Genomic DNA, 18,554 nt, shown 5'->3' with positions numbered 1-18,554 from the left:
CAATAAGGAGGGTTGCATATGAACCAGTTGTGGCAGTATGAGTGTGTTTTAACCGATGCAGACCGACGAATCCTTGATCGGATCAATGGAATGATCGGTCAATGGGACGCCTATCCTTACCTAGACGTTCTTCAAGCATACCGGGAGTTTGATTTCATGCTTAAGCGCAGCTTCCTTGCTCTCATTCAACAAATACCAACGATACAAGCCTATGCTATTCTACATAACATATGGATAGAGTCAACCAAGAATCTGCAAGCATTTTATGCTGAACGTGATCTCTTCCCTTCTCCTAACGGTGCCGTTAGACTGAAGGATTTAATTGAATTAAGCTATTTTTATGCCCAGCAGTTACTGAATCGGCCTGAATCTCCTGCTGCGGTTACTCCACTTATTAGTGTTATACTGCCAGTATATCAGGCACAGCAATACCTTTGGGAAGCGCTTCGTTCAGTGTATGAGCAGACATTCCAGGATTTTGAACTCATTCTTGTGAACGGCTATCAGAATGGCGACCCTCTGGAAGCCATTTTATCTGTTTTTGAGGACACACGTACGTTTATCGTTCAGGAAACAGAAAAAGCTCGACTAGGTGCATCTTTAAATTTGGGAATCCGCCAGGCAAGAGGATCATTCATCGCTCGTATGGATTCAGATGATATCGCCCATCCGGAACGCTTTTTCAAACAAATTAAATTTCTTCAAGCTCATCCTGAAATAGACTTCTGCGGAACACAATGCCGTGCATTTGGAACGATCAATAACTGGAATAACAAGCCTTACCCCCTCCTACACCAGGAGCTCCAATGCAGATCACTGAAATTTTGCAGCTTTATTCACCCAAGTGTAATGTGGCGTAAGGAGAAATTTATAGAAAATAATTTGTGGTATAACGAAGAAGTTTTAGCTGAAGATACAGACTTATTTGCTCGAGTCGTATTTTCCTTAAAAACAGCGAACCTGCAGGAAACGCTATTGTTATATCGTAGAGAAGGAGCAAATCTTTCTATAGAGGTTCTTAAAAAAAAGAATAATAACAATCAAAGCCTTGCAGTTATCCAAAGCATCATGTTAGAACGTAACACTAGGGCTGCACTCTATCAATCTCTGAATCAAGTTGAATTGAATCTTATTCAAAACAAGACTATCGACTCCTTTACTTATAGAGACGCATTGCGGATTTTTAAGTACCGGTTGGGACGGGAAGACTTATCTGACCTGCTGCCGCCAGATACCAGTGAATCTGAAACCATTTTTCTTGCAAACTTAAATAACCGCATACCTGTCATTTGGGGGTACGGCTGGAACGGACAAGTACTGGAATATAGGTTGCAGGAGCAGGGATTCAAGGATTACCGCATTGTTGATCAACGCTTACAGGAGCTTGAGATAAGCCTCGAATCTCCTCACGCAATGAGGCTTGAAGAACTAGAGTCGAACCCCGGATCTTACTATGTACTTATTTCCATGGATAAGCATTTTCCTGAAGTTACTCACCGATTGGAGAGTTATGGATATGCACCACAAGAAGATTATATCGAATTTTTTGTTTAAGGGAGAGGAAGCTTTTGACTAAGGCAATCCTTATGGCTGCGGGACGTGGCACAAGAATCAGCAGAGATATAGATGGAAATTGTAAATGCACTCTGGATATTGGCGGTACAACCCTAATCCAGCATACGGTCCAAATGCTCCTGGAGCATGGAATCGAAGTACATATTGTTGTTGGATACCAGAAAGAACGAATTATTGATGCGCTTAAAGACTTGCCTGTCACGATTCACGAAAATCATTTTTATTCCGTTACGAACAGCTTGTCCTCCCTATGGTTTGCCAAGGATGCGTTATGTGGGGATACCATTATCTTAGGCAATGCAGATGTATTTTGGGAAGAAAACCTGCTTCCTATTTTAATGGAAGATGACCGGGATTGTGTGATGCTCTGTGATTCCAGCCGTGTAGAGCAAGGTGATTATTTATTCCGGGTAGAGAATGGTGCCGTCCGCGAGTATGGAAAAGGACTAGATAAAAATAAAGCGAACTGCGAATATGTCGGTCTTGCCAAGATTCAGGGACCCTTTATAAGGGAATGCAGAGCCGAGCTTACCTACATGATTGAAGCTCAGCGTCACAACGCCTGGTGGGAGCAAATTTTATATAATATGATCCCCGGCCGTAACATCTGGACTAGTGATATTGCAGGTCATTTCTGGGCGGAAATTGATTTTATTGAGGATTATCAGCGCATCTTGAACTATAGAGAGGTGAAGCTGGCCAGATGACAACTCCGAAAATCAGTGTTATCATTCCTGCGTGGAATGCGGAACCCTACTTGGCCCGATGTTTAGATTCTATTAAAAAACAGACCTTCTCGGAATTTGAGGTTATTATTGTCGATGTGGAATCTACGGATAAAACTGCTGAAATAGCACAATCGTATGCAAAAGAAGATGAACGTTTTTTTTATAATCGATATAAATTCTCTCCTTGCGGTATTGGCAGAAATTTCGGTATGGAGAAGGCTCGCTCACCGTATATCTCATTTGCTGATTCCGACGATATTTTAGAACCGGATATGCTGGAAGCCTTGTATTCTGTAGCAACCACCGAAAAGGCAGATATTGTTGTTTGTGACTTTAACATGGTTTATCCGGATAAACATATCGCATCGTTCTCCCGGCTTCAAGAAAGTACGATTCAGCTTTCGGACGAAAACCTGGCTGACTATTATTTCCGGTTTAACGCGGCTCCTAAGCCAAACAACTATGCGTGGTCCCGTCTTTACCGCAGGGAGTTTATCCAGCAGACTGGCATTCTCTTCCGACATGTATTAACAAGTGAAGACCATCTGTTCAATCTGATGCTGAGCTGCTCCCATCCGCGCATCTCGCACATCGAGAAAGCTCTATACAACTACATTCAAAGAGAAGACTCTTCCGTGCGTTTAACCGCAAAAAACACAGATCAGGGTAAAACCTACTTTTCCGTATTTGATATCGCCAGAACCTTTTTGGAAGGAACCGATAAGGAGTTTGTAGCCCCTATACTAGGAATTTACGCATTTACGAGAATAAGAAGCATCGTCTTTTATGGACAGTTAGCCTCACTATCCGAGGATAAGCTGCAAGAATCATTAACGAGCTTCCTTGAAGGCGAGAAGGTGGAATATTACTTATCTCTCTGTCAGAGAAACGGCTATATCCAGCATTACTGTCGTATACACGGCATTCAACCGGAACAAGAGCAATTATTCGATGAACTCCTTGCCTTATGCTTGAAAAAGGAAAAAATCACTTTAGACAGAGGTTGGTTTGCATGAGTCCTGCAGTCAGCATTATCGTGCCAATTTATAATGCAGAAGCTTATCTCCCTCGTTGTCTTGATTCGCTCTGTAGACAAACTCTTAGCAGCGTTGAAATACTGTTAGTTATTGACGGGAACTCCAACAAAGAAAGCCGGAGCATCGCAGAGGCGTATTGTAGTAGAGAAAGTCGTATGAAAATCTTGAGTACTCAGGCTTATGGGGCAAGCACTGTGCGTAATATCGGTTTACGATACGCAAAAGGGGATTACATCGGCTTTGTGGATTCGGACGATTACGTAATGCCAGAGATGTTTGATGAGTTATATTCCTTTGCTTCTACCCATTCACTTGATATTGCTGTGAGCGGAATATTAAGGGATAATGCAGATTCAAAGCCTATACATGCCCAAATGCTGTACCGGGAGGAAGTCACCCGTGCTTCCCTTACGTCACGGCGTAATTTTATGTATAAATGGGTATTATCAACTCAAGCTAATCCTGTGTGGAATAAATTGTATCGAAGAGCATTTCTACAGCAGAACGATTTATTTTTTAATGAAATGATACAAATGGGCGAGGATGCCGTTTTTAATACAAGTTGTTTTTCTTTAGCCGACTCCGCTGGTTCCATGAACCAAGCTTATTATGTTTACTATAATCGTCCAAGCTCCCAAATGTACACAGTACAAACTAAGGATACCTTGCGGGACTTTCAGCATCGCTGGGAGGTGTTCCAAAACTGTGCCGAGCGCGTCCCAAATGGAGATACGCTGCTTGCTATGGCTTCTTTGCGCCTAATTGCCAACGCAATTTACATTTTCAAGATTAGAAACCAGCTATTAGAAGAAGCCTGCGATTTCGCCGGGCTTATAATTTCACACCTTGGGTTGCAGCCCTATCTAGAAGTTGCACTGCAGCCTGAGGTTTTGCCTGTCTTTGCTAAAGAGTGTCATATGGATGAAGCGGCTCTGCAAAATTTCAGAAAATTTGCGGAATCCGCGTATAACGGAAAAGAAAAATTACTTGAATGGCAGCTATATTTTAAAAATGTTATAGAAAAGAAGGGTTGAAGCGTGAAATACGCACTTGTTACAGGATCTACCTCCGGTATCGGTCTAGCTATTGCCAAAAAATTGCTGGAGGAAGGCTGCTTTGTTTTCGCAAACTTTGCTCACAATGAGGATAATGCTCGTGCTGCAGAAGATATCTTTTCTTCCATTAGCCCCAATTATTATATTATTAAAGCCGATATGTCCAAAATGCATAGTTTGACTACGGTATACGAAACAATAACGAATCGTTGTCCTCGATTAGACTATCTTGTGCTCAACAGCTACGCTACGGACAAGACTGATTTCCAAGAGGTTACACCTGAGCAATGGCAGCATGTTATGGACTCCAATGTCAACATACCTTTCTTTTTAATGCAGAAACTGTATGATCATATGGCAGACAGAGGATCAGTTGTATGTATCGGTGCTGTGATGGGTCTATACCCTCATGCCATCTCTATCAGCTACGGCGTTTCCAAAGCGGCCCTTCATATGCTATGCCGTAGTATGGTCAAAATCTACGAAGCAAAACAGATCAGAATCAATGCCGTTTGCCCAGGTTTTGTAGATACACCAGCACAGCTCGGCAAAGCACCCGACCACCGGCAGCGAATCGAAAACAAAATCGCTTTACATCGATTCGCGCAGCCAGAAGAAATTGCAGATTTTTGCTATAGTGTTATCATGAACAGCTACATTAATGGAGCTGTTATCCCTGTTTGTGGCGGGTATGATATGGCTTAGCTCGTGAGATAAGCCATATTATTTTGATGAGATTTGGGATGAAGGGAATAAGCACGTTGTCTATAAACAGGACTGTTGATACAGCTCCTGTTTTCTTCCAATTGGTATAATATTCTTGTAACAACTTGAACAATGGTACCATTCAAGCATTAGGAGTGATTATTAATGATAGAAGATAGTATGTCAAATGAAGAAAAAAAAATAATGAATGGGATTAATAATCGTCTCAAGTTTACAGAGCATCACATCGAGGAAATGATGAAATCCTTATTGGACAATATTGAACAAAAAATGAATGATTTTAAAGACAATATGAAAGAATTCATTGAAAAGAAAATACAGGAATCTAATTTTAACCAACAGGAAATCACGAGGTTAATAGATGAGCGTGTTTGGAAAAGTGAACTGGAAATAAAAAAAGTAGTAATAGAGAATACAAACAACATTCAACAAAAAATTAAGCATCATGGTGCTCAGGCTAACCTGAATGAAGAAGTCACCAATAAGAGAATTGCCGACATATCCTATGTTATTAATAAAAATAAATATCTACCTCGAGTTAAAATAAAAATCATATTTTTATTCCAGGTTGCCTCATTCTGGCCATCATGGGAAAGTTTTTGGGAAGAATGCCTCAATGACGATAGATTCGAAGTCAAGGTAATATTATTTGATCATGAAGTAGAAGAAAAAACTCAAATAAAAACAGCAAGAGAGTTTTTAGATAAAAAAAATATACAATATATAGATTACAATTGCTTTAATATTGAGCAGTACCAACCGCATATCCTTGTCATGCAAACCCCCTACAGTCATTGGCATCGTCCTAGACATCTATGGGCTGATGAAATTAAATCAATGGGTATAAGAGTCATTTACATCCCCTATGGTATTGAAATAAGTGATACTGAAAGTTCCCGTGCGGCACATTTTCAGAATGAAGTCGTCAGAAATTGCTGGAGAGTGTACACCATCTCCGAATCAATGAGAGAACAATATATCATGCATTCTCAAATAGGCGCACAAAATGTTAAGGCCGTTGGTCATCCTAAATTCGACAAATTGTATACTTCGAAAGAGGAATATGTTTCAAATAAAATCCAAGAAGCAGCAAAAGGAAGAAAAATCATTCTTTGGAAAGTACATTTCCCAAAAGAATTTGAAGTAAAAGAAAAAGGAAAAGTAATGGTTACTCCTTATATTGATGAATATTTAACGTTTGCAAGAAAAATAATAGATTACCCCGACTACTTGTTTGTCTTTTGCCCACATCCAAAGTTTTACGAAATGTTCCGATGGTTAAAAGAAGATAAAAGTAAAGGGTCGGAACTACAAACAATACTTTCCTTACAAGATAATGTCTACCAGTATGAAGATGATGATTATCGCCCTGCTTTATTCCAGGCAAATTATATTATTGTTGATCGGTCAGCTGTGATGATTGAAGCTGCTGCAATGAACATTCCAGTAATGTATGTTCATAATTCTGATTATAAAGAGCCGATGACCGAAGCGGTTAGCCATTTGGTTGATAGTTACTATCAGGGAACTGGAGCAGAAGCTATGGTTCAATTTATCGAAATGTGTAAACGTGGTGAAGATCCTTTAAAAGAAAAACGGCTCGAAGCATTCCATCAATGTATTCCATTCTCTGATGGATTGAGCGGAAAACGTATTAAAGAGGATATCTTGGCTGGATTAGAATCAGAGCTTGTAACAAATTATTAGTCCATTATAACTTATAAAGTTCCTTGCTAAATTTAGATACTAAACATCTGCATCATACCAAAAGAACCGGATATCCTAAAAATACTTTTAGGATATCCGGTTCTTTTACTACAAAGAAAAACTATCTCATTCTAGGTTTTGCATACAATACTGTTTCTGCAAACGCTGGTGTATGATGTCCTAGATAAAATTCATAGTCAACTCCAAAGGAATCAATAAGACTTGGGATGGTCACAAAATCAGCATCATTATGATAAAGACAAATAGCCAATTTTGGTTTTAATCTTTGAATGGTCCTTTTGGCTCCATTCAATGCTCGCACCTCAGCACCCTCAATGTCCATTTTAATGAAGTCTAACTTTTCAATATTATATTGTTCTACCCAATCATCAATTGTTATTGTTTCAGCTGTTACAGCACCATCCGAACTATTTTTTTGATTAATCTGAGTCGCTCCACCTTTTTCAGTAAAACAAAGCTTCTCCCCAGATTTGTTCCATAAAGCAAATGGATTTATATTAATTCTTGAGGCTAATTCCGAATTGATCTCCAGATTATTTTGTATTCGCTCAATAAAAGCCGGTGTAAATTCAAATGAAAATACTTTTCCTTTTTCTCCAGTAAGGTAAGAGAACCATAGGCTCGTATCTCCAAATAATACTCCTGCATCTAAGACATAATCGCCTTTTTCAATATGAACCTTAGGATGGTTATATTGGTTAGAATACATTATCTTTGCAGTTGAAGTAAACGTCCAAGAATGCATTGGGACCAGTAATTCTTCAAAATCCATAAAGTTAAAATACCTAGTTACTCCAAAGTTGTCATAGCCACCGCTAGGATCTTCTAATGGACTAGTTGAATAATAACTTTCTACTTTCTGTGCAAATTGTTTAAAATCCTCCATATTAGGTATAGGGGTTTTCCATATACGATGAGCCAAGACATCATTTAATAGAACACGTTCACTTGGATCTTCAAGCCGTTTATCCAGATAATTTGAAAGAGTATTGTATTTTAATAACGATTGAATTCCATTATCAATGGAATTTGCTAAAATATTTTTTAATTCATCTCTATTGATTACTAAATTATCTTTACCTTCCAATGTTATGTCCCCTCATTCTTAGCGTAATATTTACTATCACCTTTTGCAAATACCAAAATAAAGATATAATTATTATAATATAGGATACAGGAAAAAGTAGAAAAATTATTAGAACTGCGCTCTCTTTATCTCTGAACGAGAGAATATGAATCACTTTTTATTCAAATTTGTTGCTAATATCCCCCAGATCTTCACGAGATCCTTTACCATTATATATCGGTTAGACGAACTTAAAATTGTAGGTTTATGTCGAAATTCTACTACATTTGCAAAGGGATTCTTCATTTTACACTGTTACTTCTCCGTATTCTTGATCCTGCTCCAAACTAACAGTGAGTAACACTCCACATGCACTGTATGCGGATTAATCTGAGAGTTTTATAGAAACTGTTATAGTGGGTTGAAGCCTTGATATTACTGGCTTTTTGACGTTCGTATTATGTTCGTTTTTTTGGTTTAGGAGAGATTTTAACACCAATAGAAAAGTAATAGGCACATTAGTGGATACATGTACCAAGTAACTATTAAATGGGTTCATATTATGGAACCACATGAACCAAAAATAGAGAATCTCCTGTTCGCTCCGCACAAAACTCATATCCGTTTGATAATTTTCTGTGGTTTCACACGTTCTGTAAAATATATGATTCCATTGCCCCAAACCGCGGACACAAAAAAATATGCCTACATCACTATTCACGATGATATAGGCATATTCAAAAGACTATTTCGTTGCTCGATTGCGCTACCAAACACAGGTTAAATCCACATGAGGAATAAAGTAGTAGTCCACGACTAAAAGTTTACTACTAATTGATTAAATATTTCATAATTTGTTTCGCTACAACATTCGCGGCTTCTTCGATTGAATACCTGCTTGAATCGATTTCTATTTCCGCGTTCCCTGGTGCATCGTTTGTGCTCGAGCTGCCTGCAAGCGGTCCGTTTACATAAACTTCTATATATTCTTTGCCAATGATGTCTCGCGCGATTTCTCGGTCGTTGTCGTATGGGGAATCAATCGATACCAATGCAATAAGTCCCGCATCGTTCATCCATTTTGCAACTTCCACCATTCGCCGCGCTGATTCTCCCTGACCATTCTCGAGTAACATGGTATGGTAGCCTGCCGATACCAACCGTTTTTCGACTTCCTTCGCAAGGGTTGATTTATCTGAATCTGAACCGGTGAACCATAGAGTTAATGGGTTCTGTCCTTTTTGTTGGGCACGAACCTCTCTGGTAACTTCCGTATCTAACTTTACCAATCTGTCGGAACTTTGAAGAGCTTGATCAATAACTCCGCAAGCGGATGTCATATTGGTTACGCGATCGATCAGAATAAATCCGCCAATGCTTTTATATTCCTCAAAGGAATCAAAAACAATATTATCCGATAAAGAAAATTCGCATTTTGCCAATTCATTTTTAATAATTCGATCTGCTGAAACCGTGTTGCCAGTATTAACATCGATTTTATGCATAATGGCCGTCAGGGTACCTGGCAGGACTTTCGTCCCTACTTTTACCAAATAATTCTTACCTGGTGTTAGTACGGAATCATCCATCCAAAGAATCGTGGCGCTAAAACTATCCGCCTCTTTAATTTGACTGTCTTTCGTGAATACACAGCCCCGCGAAACGTCGACCTCACGATCTAATTGAATGGTTACGGGTTGTCCGGCATGGGCTGAATCTCGGTCTTGGTCTGTCACTAAGATGCGTTTGACTTTCGCTTTTTCGCGACTAGGTAAAGTCGTCAACTCATCGCCTACCGCGATACTGCCAGCCTCAATCTGGCCTTGGAAACCGCGAAACGTATGGTCCGGTCGGCATACACGCTGAATTGGCATCATAAAATGTTTCGCTTCATCCGTATTATGAACATCCACATTTTCTAAATATGATAATAAAGGAAGGCCCTCATACCAAGGTGTATTTTGTGATTTTTTTGTAATATTATCTCCTTCTGTAGCAGAAACAGGGATCACTTGTATGCTTTGAAGTTGAAATTCGGCTGTCATTTGGAGGAAATCTTCTTTGATATTATCAAACTTCTTTTGATCAAAATCCACTAAATCTATTTTGTTCACGGCTAATACAAGATGTTTAATTCCCATGAGTGCGCAAATCCGGGCATGCCGTTTGGTTTGGGTAATTATCCCTTTTGTTGCGTCCACAAGAATGACGGCAAGGTCCGCAAAGGATGCGCCAACTGCCATATTCCGTGTATACTCTTCATGTCCCGGTGTATCCGCTACAATGAATGAACGGTGATCCGTAGTAAAATACCGATAGGCCACATCAATCGTTATCCCTTGTTCGCGTTCGGCAAGTAACCCATCAAGAAGCAAGGAATAGTCAATTTTGCCGCCGCGGCTGCCAAGTCTGCTGTCCAGCTCTAACGCTCTTTCCTGGTCGGCGAATAAAAGCTTGGCCTCATAAAGCATATGTCCAATTAAAGTGGACTTTCCGTCATCTACACTTCCGCATGTAATAAATTTAAGCAGACTTTTCATTTTAGAAATAGCCCTCCCGTTTCCGTCTTTCCATACTTCCAGCCTCTTCTTGGTCAATAACCCGAGTTGTCCGTTCGGATGAAACTGCACCAAGTGTTTCTTCGATAATGGCATCTAGCGTATCCGCCTCAGACTCGGCTCCGCCAGTAAGAGGATAGCAGCCTAATGTGCGAAACCGCATCTTCTTCATTTCAACTTTTTCATGGGGTTCGAGTTTCAAGCGATCATCATCCACCATGACCATATGTCCATCGCGATTGACGACGGGTCTTTCTTTTGCAAAATAGAGAGGCACAATATCAATGTTTTCTCTGCGAATGTATTGCCAGATGTCTTTTTCCGTCCAGTTGGATATTGGGAAGACGCGGATGCTTTCTCCCTTATTGATTCTTGTGTTGAAAAGCTTCCACATTTCCGGCCGTTGGTTTTTCGGATCCCACGCATGATTCTTATTCCGGAATGAAAAAATTCGCTCCTTCGCACGCGACTTTTCCTCGTCACGTCTTCCACCGCCAAACGCAGCTGTAAATCCGTATTTGTCCAATCCCTGTTTTAATGCTTGGGTTTTCATAATATCGGTATACGAGGCACCATGATCAAATGGGTTGATCCCTTGATCAACACCTTCCTGATTCGAGTGAACAATCATTTCGATCCCAAATTCTTTAGCTTTGCGATCGCGGAATTCGATCATTTCTTTAAACTTCCACGTTGTGTCAATATGCATGAAAGGAAATGGCGGTTTCTCGGGATAAAAAGCTTTCAGCGCCAAATGCAGCATCACGGAGCTATCCTTCCCGATCGAATACAGCATTACGGGATTTTCACATTCCGCCGCTACTTCTCGTATAATATAAATCGCTTCAGCTTCGAGCTGATCCAAGTGCGTCATTTCTTGTATGGAATCATGTTGATCCAGCTGCGTCAGTTTTTGCATGGAAAGGCGCCTCCTATTAATCCCTACTAAGTTTATAGTATTTGTTTATATTCTATCAGATTCTAACTTTTATGCAAAGTGGAAGAATCTAAAATTCTCATTGTTTCTATTATTTTGGGTCGAATACTGTAGTATTTTTCCGAAAAATAACGCTCCCTTTAAAACAATAATCACTGTGTGACACAATTGAGCTTACTTCGTTGCGCCTGAACAGCGGGTTCTTTACGTTGTGGGAGTCGAACCCTGTTCATTTATCCATGCGAACATTAAATATTCTGCTAGTAAAATAAATATTGGGGACGCAACATTTCGCGTCCCCAAACTTCGTTTACTATTATTCGTCCTAATCCTAAGATAAGAGATGGTATATTATTTAAATTTCAATAATTCTCAATTTGCTAACACATGTACCGTATGCGGGAAGCAATCTCTTTACCGCGGCATCTGTTATAATTACTTGCTCCCGCATAGAATCAATGTTCTTGCAGTCAGTTATATTTATATTTTTTTCTTTACTTTACTTTATCACGAATTTTTGCGGCATTTTTACGGCAGATTGTCGGTTTTATTACATCGTGCCGCCCATTATGTCTTATACTGTAACATCATGAACAATAGGTATCGAACCCGCGGTTTTCGCGGGTTTTTAGCATATTTAACTGAAATATCTTTAATCATTTTTCACGGCTTTTTATAAGACTTCGTTAAATTTAATGTTAAATTTAACGTTGTTTGATAAAAGGCGACTTATTAGCTGTCGTTACGTTAACAGTCCACATGGTTAAAGCAAAAAATATGTAACACCAAAACAACTCTGTATTAATAGCCCTTTAGTCAGTATGCGCACGCTAATGCATTTACACGCGGTACCAGCATCTCTGAATTTGGTTCCACGGACCGAGGCTGAATGCCTTATGCGTGAAAAGCTGTTATGTGAAGTGGCATACACCTATGAATAATCTACAAGTTTTAGTTCTTTCAATCGACTAGGATGTCTCCCCTTTCGACCATCTTCATCAACAAACCACTTAATCTTTTTTGGTTTTTCTGTCCTCGAAAGATTATTTATAATTTGGGTTACTTCTCTTTTCCGTCGTACATGTTTTTTCTCATCTGAGCCCCAAGCAATAATTAAAAGGTCTACGTTCATTATTGCCTTCGTTATCCATTCATTATTTTTATCTCCAGTATTACCAATAGTACTACTAAGCGCAGTATGCACCGTAGCCACATATGCAAATAAATTAACTATCCTCAAACAATTGTATCCCATATCTACAAGTAAATTAGTTACTCTCATTATTGATGTATCCGTTTTGAATTCATCGGCATAACTTGGGTTTAGCATAACTATTGTTGCTGTCTTATTTACTTTTTCTTTTTGTCCTTCCCAAGTTCGTTCGAGATAGTACCTATATTTCCTCTGACTGTCTTCATATATTGCTTTTGATGTTACGGTCCCAAAATACTCTTTCATAAGACCTCCTGTTTTTATCATATGCCATTTCACATAACGTTCTTGCATTCACGAAACCCTTACCACCTTAAGTGAGTGTAGCGAACGGGTCGTAAGACTTAACCGGTGCAGGATTGTCTGCAGCCCAACTTCCTCGAATAAACTTCTGCGGACCGAGGGTCGTATGGCCCGATGCATGAATGTCGTGTTATCAGAAGTCCATGCCTTTTGTTCTTTGTATTACACCAAATGCACCAGAAAGCCTTATGATAAGAACTCCCTACACTTCTCCACAATATGGTTATATTCTGTTCTTGTTAATTGTTTACTATCGATAAATTGATCATAGCCCATAATAATAGTCCTGCTCATTACATCCTTATTGCACATCCCATACTCTATACACATTTCAAATCTTTCTATCGCTAATTGGAATAAAAATTCTTTCCCTTTACTGTGTATCCATTCTTTAGGAACAATAAGTATGAATATATCTTTATTTTCATTTAAATACACATGAGCCTTTAACAAGTCGTATAATATTTTTTCCTTGTTTGCTTTCTCGATTTCAATAATTGTTCTAGAGTTATTAATTGTTGTTACTATGTCGTAATCGATACCCAATTTAGCGGGAATGTTTGGGGAGAGTGTCTGACGGCTACCAAGTTTCTCTTTTAAAACCTCGTCAAGATTGGAGACTCTTTGATAATTATTTGCTGACGAATAGCAACTTAATTGATAATGAATCCCTTCAAGAGTCTTTAAATGGCTAATAACACCTTCGATCTCCACTTTCTCTTTCAAGTAGTGGAACTCAATATTTCTTATTTCAAATGTAAATGAGATCATAATTTAACTCCGTTCTTAATGGATTTCTAATAACGTTCTTGCATTCGCTCACCCCCGCTGACTTAAGCTGCGTAGCAGCGGGTCGGCTTGCCGACTTAGCCAGTGAGGGGTTGTCCGCTGATTAACCCTTCGTCGAAAATCCTCGCGGATCTAGGGGCTTAACCCTCGACGCGTGAATGCTGTCTTATCAGAAGGTCAGTTCTTCATCGAAATATAATCAGGTCTTAGTTTGCAGTTTTATTACTTCATTATTTAGAAAAGCAAATACATCAATGCAATTCTTCAATAGACTTTCAACTGTTTCCTTTATATCAATATCGGATTGACCGTGATATCCCTTATGGACTACTTTGTTCCTCAAAGATGTATGCTATTGCTTCCCATTCAGTTAAAAAATTAATGTGTCCAGCACTAGCGATTACATCTTTTAGTTTAAAACCACTTAATTTATTTATAAGTGCAATTCTCTTTTGTCTTCCTTGATGCGAATCCATTAAAGCCTCAGCTGCTTGGTTGGAGGATACATGCTGTTGAATCAACAGCGTTAGTACTTGCTCTAGTAACTTCTCAAAATCATTTACATTCATGAAGTATCCCCCAAAAAGACTCTATGATGCAATAATATAGATTTTCGATTTAATATTACATATTTCCTGCATTTCTCCTGACATAAGAAAAAGCACCATCATTAGATGATGCTTACTGTGCCGCAGCTATTTAATTTATACATTTTCAGAAACATTCATTTTATAGACTCAACTGGACTAATTGGATCTGTTTTTTCAGATAACTAGAGATATCAAGGGTATCAATTCTAAATTTTTTCAACCAATCAATGCAATAATCATTTGTGTAAATCTCTTGATATCCTATTTTACTTGATAAGATTATTGCCGCTTCTCTAGGAAGCCCAATTGCCATAAACTCCAAAGCTGGAATAGAACATGCTCCATACTCTAAATATGATGATAAATTAACAACTTTGTCAACTTCATCGTTCTTACCAATAGAGCCTAGAAACATTTTTAAAACATCATTATAAACCTGCGTATATTTTACTATTTTATATCTGATCGTATTGTTGAGAAAATCGACTTGCGATTTTAGGTGACTAGTTATTTTTCTTTGGTCTTTTTCAAGAAAAGATTTGTTATAAAAGATAATCTGTGAAAGTGATGTGCCCAGCATCCATCTATATCCTGTAAAACTAATTTTACGAATGAATCTTTCATTCCAGCTATCTCCTTCAAAGAATTTATTTATTAATACTAAAATATTTATAAACCTTTGATAGCTGGTACCATAATTATAAACAGGATACAACGGTATATACTCACTTATATCCAGTTGAACCGATTCAAAAAACCGCCACAGATCATTAATCCTTTCAGGCATAATCCCAGGAATCTTCTGTAACAATTCTTTTGGGGGTAAAAATTCATCAATCATAGTTTCTGAAATTTGATCAATTTCTTTCAGTATTTGAACATTATTTTCATCTTCATATATAGAACCAACTAGAGTTCTCCCCTGAACTCTTTCGTTAATTATCAAAGAGGTTAATTGTTCATCGTAATCATCAACCTGTCTAGCTGTATTTCTATTTAGTAAATACTCTTTAAACTTTCCACTATCGAGTTTTAGCCTTTTTTCGGAAGATGGTGTTATTTCTTGTAATCGCTCTCCATTTGTTGGGTTCGTTTTCCATTTGTCAATTTCGATACAAATAATATTTCCTGAAAAATCATTTCCCATCCTACCAGCTCTACCTGCTAAGTTCCAAAAGTTTAGTTTATCTATCGGTTCACCTCTACCCTTTTCAGGCTTATAAACAAAAATATTTTTAGCTGGCATATTCATTCCCTCTAATAATGTAGAGGTACAGCAAACAATTTTTAGCGCCCCTGCCCTAAATAAGTCTTCAATGCCCGACCTTATTATTGCTGGCAAAGAACCAAAGTGAAATGCTAGTCCGCACTTAATGAAAGCAGCCAATTCATAATTCTCAGCTATAAATTCTTCTATAAAGTCTGCAAACTCATTTAGTCTTTCATCGTTTAATGGTTGAAATTTACCGCTATTCATTAAAGTCCGAATTACATCTGTTGATTGCATCGGTTCGTTTGCATAAACAATTGAAGTTTGGTTATTCCAAAGTGAAGTTGTCACGTCAGCTAGCAGTCTATATCCAGCTTCTCTCCCGCTATTTTTATATTGTACTTCACCAACCAAAATTTCATCGTTATCTTCTTCATAAATTGTCTTAATCAATAATTTATCTTTACTCACAATAACTTTTATCAAATTTTGTCTTACTAAAGGGAAACTCTCTTTTTCTCCAATACCTTCTCCTATTTTGAAAGTTTCTAATAACTTTTCTGGATTTTTAACTAAAGGACTAGAAAAGAGCACTTTCGCTCGTGGCCAGAGGTTTTGAGCGAATTTAATAGCATTTTCTAGTAAAACACCCCTACCTTCACTTTGTATATTATGAGCTTCATCAATTATAACTAATCTTGTGTTTAATTTTTTTGAGTAATTTACGTCTGCACATAATTGATATAATCTCTCTTGTGTCAATACTAATATGTTTGATCTGTCTGGTTTATTTACTAATGGCTCTATCTCCGATGAGCAACCTACATAAATATTCTTGAGTTCCAGCTCTTTAATATATCCTAATAGGTCGTTCATAACTTGCTTAATAAGAGCCCTTGTAGGTACTATATATATTACAGTTGCTCCAAGTTGATTATTTATCATATCTAAAAGTATTTTCAGAAATATGAATGATTTCCCTGCAGATGTGGGGGCTGAGATACTAATTCCGTCACCAAAATTAACCAAATCAACAACTTTTTTCTGAAAATTCGTTAATAGATACTCCCTATCAAAGAACTTTCTTATGTTGAGACTTTCTACTACATAAGCTTCAACTGATGTTAATCCTCCAAGCAATCTTTTATAATCGCTTATATCTTTTCGACGTTCAAGTAGTGATATTGCAGGATAGTTCCCTAATTTTCTTAAAACTAATAGCGAAGCTAGGTTTATGCCATTAGAGTGGCTGATCAAAGGTAGAGTTGTTGCAATGTTTAGTGCTTTTTTCTGATTTTCAACATTCGTAGAAGAAGCTAAAAAATGAGCGGATTCCAGTAATATTTTCTTTTCCTCTATTGATACCTCTTCAATCTGGTCCTCAACAGTTTCAAAAAGATCTTTTTTCACTTCAATTTTTTTAATTTTTTTTAATAGTTCTATTACTTTTTTGCTACTTTCTGCTTTTTCAATTAAATTATTCACTGACTCATCTCCTTTCTCATTAAAAGTTACTAATAATCATTTTTTCGAAATCTGAAGTGTCAACAAAAGGCAATATAAACCAATTCACTTTTGCGTTGCTAACATCAGAATTAAGCCTTATTATATTAGTTATAAATTCATGATTTTCTTGACATTCTTTTATATAAAATTGCTTAATTAACTCATTAATATCTTTACCTGGAACGCCTCTCTGTTCAATTAATTTAATTTTTTGAGAGTCATATCCTGTAAAGATCGTAATTTCTAATTCAACATCATTCCAATCCCTAGTTACATTATCCATAAATTTATGGATTAATTTTTTAAAATGATTATCATCCATATTCTCGAAAATATAATTATCACATATAAAAGCGTCATCTTGAATATTTAAGCAGTCCTTCAATAATTGAACTATTTCGATTATCCCTTCCCTAATATTGGGTTTAAGATTGCCTTCACCTAGATAAAACACTAACTTATTATCTTTCATCCCCAAATGAATTTCGTTAAAAAAGTTACTGTTTTCACTCAAACTAAACCTTGTTAAGAACTTTGGAACCTCTAGAACTCCTTCGAGGAGCATCCATAAAACGATTGAACCCAATCTGTTTAGACGATGTAACTCGGTTACCGACTGCTTTGTTTTTTGGGAAATCTCATAAAACATTTTAAACGGATCTTCTGTGAGCTTTTGCACTTCTGAAAGAGTACAAGCATATTGGTGTAAAGCAGTTATAAGATATTTTGCTAATTCCTCCAATTTACTAATACCTAGTGCATCATATTTTAAAAAGTAAGAATCAATTGTTAAATTTATTCCAGAAACTGAAGTGTTGAAATCTATTTTTTGAAAGAACTCGCCACAGGAATTTTTTTGCATTTCAAGTCGCTGTTTAAGCAATCGGTTCTTTTCGCTTTTAAAAGTAGATTTTATATTTTTACTGTTTTGGACAAAGAAGTCTTCACATTTTCTAAAGCTTATTGCCTTAAGTTGCGATTTAACCGCGCTATTCTCTTCAAATATAATAATCCCACATATCGATCCATCTATCACCAAAGGAGCTCCTGACAATCCCCCTAGATCATATGGCCAATCCTCCTTAATTTTTGAACTATAGAGGTGTAAGTCATAGATTGTTTGGTTATCAAAACTGCTAACATAGTGAATATCTCCATCAATATAACAATAATCAGTTCCTTCATCATTCTCATTCCAATCTTTCGGGTAACCTATTGTCTCCCATTCGCTCTCTTTGTTGATAGCATCACTACACAGGTTTAGCCAATCATTAATATGTTCTATAGGCGAAGTCAGCTCAAGAAGAGCGATATCGTATTTCTCATCATGATCTATAACTTTAGCAGTTTGTGTTTTGTTTTCTCCATTTTCCAGCCTAAATTCCAAGAAAATTTCAGTGCTATCCTTTATGTTTTTATCCACACAATGACGTGCAGTAATTGCGTGTCTATTATCAATAAAAAACGCAGTACCAACACTTTCATAACCATCGAATAATTTACATGTTATTCTATAGATTTGCCCTATTGTTG

14 protein-coding genes are annotated in these 18,554 nt (G+C 37.5%); 6 read left to right on the top strand and 8 right to left on the bottom strand.

Annotation, left to right across the window (positions count from 1 at the left end; all coding sequences use genetic code 11):
* The first annotated feature begins 18 nt into the window (after positions 1-18).
* The 6 genes from BP97_RS38895 (at position 19) to BP97_RS0116150 (ending at position 6,828) form a co-directional block, all read left to right on the top strand.
* Complete coding sequence (locus BP97_RS38895; protein ID WP_028550027.1) at positions 19-1,554, top strand: glycosyltransferase; 1,536 nt, start codon at positions 19-21, stop codon at positions 1,552-1,554.
* Positions 1,555-1,568: 14 nt separating this feature from the next.
* Positions 1,569-2,282 carry a phosphocholine cytidylyltransferase family protein gene (locus tag BP97_RS0116170; protein ID WP_081824225.1) on the top strand — a complete coding sequence of 238 codons (714 nt, stop codon included), beginning with the start codon at positions 1,569-1,571 and terminating at the stop codon, positions 2,280-2,282.
* Complete coding sequence (locus tag BP97_RS38890; protein WP_051620644.1) at positions 2,279-3,319, top strand: glycosyltransferase family 2 protein; 1,041 nt, start codon at positions 2,279-2,281, stop codon at positions 3,317-3,319. Before BP97_RS0116170 ends, BP97_RS38890 begins: the two co-directional genes overlap by 4 nt.
* The gene (locus BP97_RS0116160) at positions 3,316-4,374 is read left to right on the top strand and encodes a glycosyltransferase (protein WP_028550025.1); all 1,059 of its coding nucleotides are present in this window, start codon (positions 3,316-3,318) and stop codon (positions 4,372-4,374) included. Before BP97_RS38890 ends, BP97_RS0116160 begins: the two co-directional genes overlap by 4 nt.
* 3 nt (positions 4,375-4,377) lie before the next feature.
* The gene (locus BP97_RS0116155) at positions 4,378-5,100 is read left to right on the top strand and encodes an SDR family NAD(P)-dependent oxidoreductase (protein ID WP_028550024.1); all 723 of its coding nucleotides are present in this window, start codon (positions 4,378-4,380) and stop codon (positions 5,098-5,100) included.
* Positions 5,101-5,265: 165 nt separating this feature from the next.
* The gene (locus BP97_RS0116150) at positions 5,266-6,828 is read left to right on the top strand and encodes a glycosyltransferase family protein (protein WP_028550023.1); all 1,563 of its coding nucleotides are present in this window, start codon (positions 5,266-5,268) and stop codon (positions 6,826-6,828) included.
* Positions 6,829-6,949: 121 nt separating this feature from the next.
* Here BP97_RS0116150 and BP97_RS38885 read toward each other — a convergent pair whose 3' ends face one another.
* The 8 genes from BP97_RS38885 to BP97_RS0116110 form a co-directional block, all read right to left on the bottom strand.
* On the bottom strand, positions 6,950-7,936 hold the full coding sequence (locus tag BP97_RS38885; protein ID WP_051620643.1) for an FkbM family methyltransferase: 987 nt from the start codon (positions 7,934-7,936) through the stop codon (positions 6,950-6,952).
* Positions 7,937-8,745: 809 nt separating this feature from the next.
* Positions 8,746-10,455 carry a GTP-binding protein gene (locus BP97_RS36515; RefSeq protein WP_051620642.1) on the bottom strand — a complete coding sequence of 570 codons (1,710 nt, stop codon included), beginning with the start codon at positions 10,453-10,455 and terminating at the stop codon, positions 8,746-8,748.
* Position 10,456: 1 nt separating this feature from the next.
* Positions 10,457-11,392 carry a sulfate adenylyltransferase subunit CysD gene (gene cysD, locus BP97_RS0116135; protein WP_197035475.1) on the bottom strand — a complete coding sequence of 312 codons (936 nt, stop codon included), beginning with the start codon at positions 11,390-11,392 and terminating at the stop codon, positions 10,457-10,459.
* A gap of 949 nt (positions 11,393-12,341) precedes the next feature.
* Positions 12,342-12,869 (bottom strand): DUF1643 domain-containing protein, encoded by a 528-nt coding sequence (locus BP97_RS38880; RefSeq protein ID WP_051620641.1) that lies wholly within the window; start codon positions 12,867-12,869, stop codon positions 12,342-12,344.
* A gap of 243 nt (positions 12,870-13,112) precedes the next feature.
* Positions 13,113-13,697 (bottom strand): hypothetical protein, encoded by a 585-nt coding sequence (locus BP97_RS0116125; RefSeq protein ID WP_028550021.1) that lies wholly within the window; start codon positions 13,695-13,697, stop codon positions 13,113-13,115.
* Between the two features lie 338 nt (positions 13,698-14,035).
* Complete coding sequence (locus BP97_RS0116120; protein WP_028550020.1) at positions 14,036-14,284, bottom strand: hypothetical protein; 249 nt, start codon at positions 14,282-14,284, stop codon at positions 14,036-14,038.
* A gap of 160 nt (positions 14,285-14,444) precedes the next feature.
* Positions 14,445-17,000, bottom strand: coding sequence for a DEAD/DEAH box helicase (locus tag BP97_RS0116115; RefSeq protein WP_028550019.1), 2,556 nt, complete (start codon positions 16,998-17,000; stop codon positions 14,445-14,447).
* 19 nt (positions 17,001-17,019) lie between these two features.
* Complete coding sequence (locus BP97_RS0116110) at positions 17,020-18,531, bottom strand: HamA C-terminal domain-containing protein (protein WP_269321913.1); 1,512 nt, start codon at positions 18,529-18,531, stop codon at positions 17,020-17,022.
* Positions 18,532-18,554 lie beyond the last annotated feature (23 nt).

The organism is Paenibacillus sp. UNC451MF (assembly GCF_000686845.1).
GTDB lineage: Bacteria > Bacillota > Bacilli > Paenibacillales > NBRC-103111 > Paenibacillus_S.
This window is presented reverse-complemented; position numbering and strand designations above follow the sequence as displayed.